The sequence below is a fragment of the Salinadaptatus halalkaliphilus genome, from assembly GCF_006543045.1.
GTDB classification, from domain to species: domain Archaea; phylum Halobacteriota; class Halobacteria; order Halobacteriales; family Natrialbaceae; genus Salinadaptatus; species Salinadaptatus halalkaliphilus.
On record NZ_RBZW01000061.1, the window covers coordinates 1 to 2,599 of the forward strand.

General features: G+C 53.6%; 1 protein-coding gene. It reads left to right on the plus strand.

Features of this window, described 5'->3' with window-relative positions:
* Nucleotides 1-2,477, plus strand: a 2,477-nt coding sequence (locus tag D8Y22_RS22530) for a hypothetical protein (protein WP_174811908.1), incomplete at its 5' end; no start/stop codon positions are given.
* Nucleotides 2,478-2,599 lie beyond the last annotated feature (122 nt).

Sequence of the window (2,599 nt, forward strand, 5' to 3'; positions counted from 1 at the left end):
ATGAACGTCAATCTGGCACATCTTGTCCTCAGTCGCTTGGATCGAGGCTACCCAGCCACGTCCTGCGAACTGATATTGAAGATGCAACAGGCTATATACTAACAGATCGTGCCGGTATCAACATCGGAGAGTATAGAGACGAAGAGCAGGTGTACGAACGATTCGGAGACCAACTTGACCAAGTAATCAAAACCCGGATTCAAAACCTATCACTCGACGAACGCCGCCTCCTGCACACATTCCTCACCGGGTGGGGCGATGAAAGAAGTGTCAGGCCTGACTGGCGTCTTAAGCCGCAGTTCAATGCGTATCACGAGCTTTGGTTCGACGAATCTGCAGAGGTCGACACGCTCTTGGACGTTCTAGTCCGCACCGGAATTTGTTCATTCGGGACATACATTGACTCTTCCGGTGACTCCAAAGGACATCGATACGCAGTGTACCACGGTGTTCGAGAGAACCCAGAGGCATTCATAGATGTGACATCGGTCAGCCCGGACACCGTGAGCATTGATGTATTCGACGGCTATGAGTCGAGTATCCCGCAACTCGCTGGATTAGAATACCTCCTTGACAACGACGGTGAAGCGTCACGGACTAATCTCCGGGATGCACTGCTCAGCATCGATCAAGACGCGTGGATGACCTTCGACATGCTCGACGGTGCCATCACTGAACAAGACGACACCGTCTATCTCGATCCACTGCTCATCAATAACGCTACTCGGTGGCTGACTGAGCAAAAGCGGCGCTGTGTGATCGATATCGATGGCATCGAGCGCCGATTAAGCCAAGCCGACGTCATCGACCTCCAACTCTCCTTCGACAATGAACGACGCGTGTACCACGGTCAATTGCTGACACTGGATGACGAGGAAATCCAAATTGTCGTTACACCGTGGCTCACCGAGGATCAAGCTGAATGGATTGACCACACTGCAATCGTCATCATCACTAGCCCGTATTCGAACAAGGTCGTCACCCGTCAGCGAAGCAAGTACGGCGAGTATCTCGTCCTCGGCATCACCGAAAACGAATTCGAAGTGTATCGGAGTCTCCCGCATGACGATATCGCTAACCCGATCGTCGAAGCATTCGAAGACGACTATACACTCATAAACCAGCACGTAGACTTGGACGCTGAAGACACATCGACGAATCCCAACCCGAAGCAATCCGTTGTAGACGAAACTGAAGCGACCACTACAAGCGACACCTCTGAGACAGACACTACTGAGGAAGCACCAGCAGTGAGCACTGCTGACGTGCCATCTGAGTCACCGGCTGATGAGGTTGATCTCGTCGGTGAACTCCTTACGCAGCGGGAAGGCGCGTTCCCAGCGGATGTACTCCGCGACCGACCGCTGATTATCCTGTTACACAAACCAGCGAATGACCGGTACGGAACGATGGTCCAATTCCTCTGCCGTGAACTGTATCATCACTTGGAAGGCGGGCTTCCACGCGGTCAGATCCGCGGCGATGCTAGGGATGTCGAACGCCACCTGAAAGCGAGCAACCGCATCGAATTCATCGACGAGACAGATACCGAGTTCTTTGAACACGCCCGGACACCGACGACCTCAGTCACAAACGACCAAGTCCAGTGGAAGACGATTCGTCGTCGCATTCAAGAGCTGGATACGCAAGGCCTCGGCTTCCTCATCTTCCAACTCCCAACTGACTTCGTCGACACGTTCAAACGAGAACTCGTTCAACGAGTTCGTCCTCACCGTCCGCAAGTCATCGAACTGAACCCGCCACTCCACCGCGGTGAGTACGCAGACCTAGATGGGTACCTCGACCGGGCGGTCCCGACTGCCGAAGCATTGTGGGGCTTCCCGGACTTGTCCGGTGACTTCACCTTCCCAGCCGAAGACGAACCAACGTTTGACGATCTCTTTACCCTTGCCGAACGTCGCGCTTGGACCCAACTGCACCGCGGCACGTCAGAACCGATCGAATCGGACACAGAATCCAAATCACCTGTCATGGCAGTCCGCCCGAATCAGCCCGGAGACGGCGGACAAAACAATGAGAGTATGCTGCATTACGCCCTCAAAACGTTCGTTGTTCGGTGGCTCATCGAATCAGAAGGCCACGGCTTTGCCTCAGTCACAACCGAGACCGACACGCTACTCGCACAGCAAACAAGCCAGCAACTCATCCCGGACATCCAACACCACGGCACCGTCTACGAAATCGAAACCCTGTACGGCACCGGGACACCACTACTCGCACTGAAAGAAACTATCGAAAAGTACCGCCGCCACGGCAAATCACCAGACATCTGTCTGGTGCTCCCGCCACTTGCGGGATTCCTCTACTACAGCGAAATCATGCGACTAACACACGAAGTCCACGAACAATGGGACCTCGTAGTTACACCGCTGATTCCGAACCTCCAATCCACAGACTTAGTTCCACTCAGACACCTCAAGTACGCCATCCAGCAGGATAACCAGTTCTCTGAGTGAACACCAGATAGTCTTGCATCGACTGTCTAGTGTGCCTTCAGCCCTGAACTGCTAGGTTTATCTACGTAGAGCGCCTCTATAGTGTGCTCAGAAAATTCCTGACGTAAACCATGCCACGAACA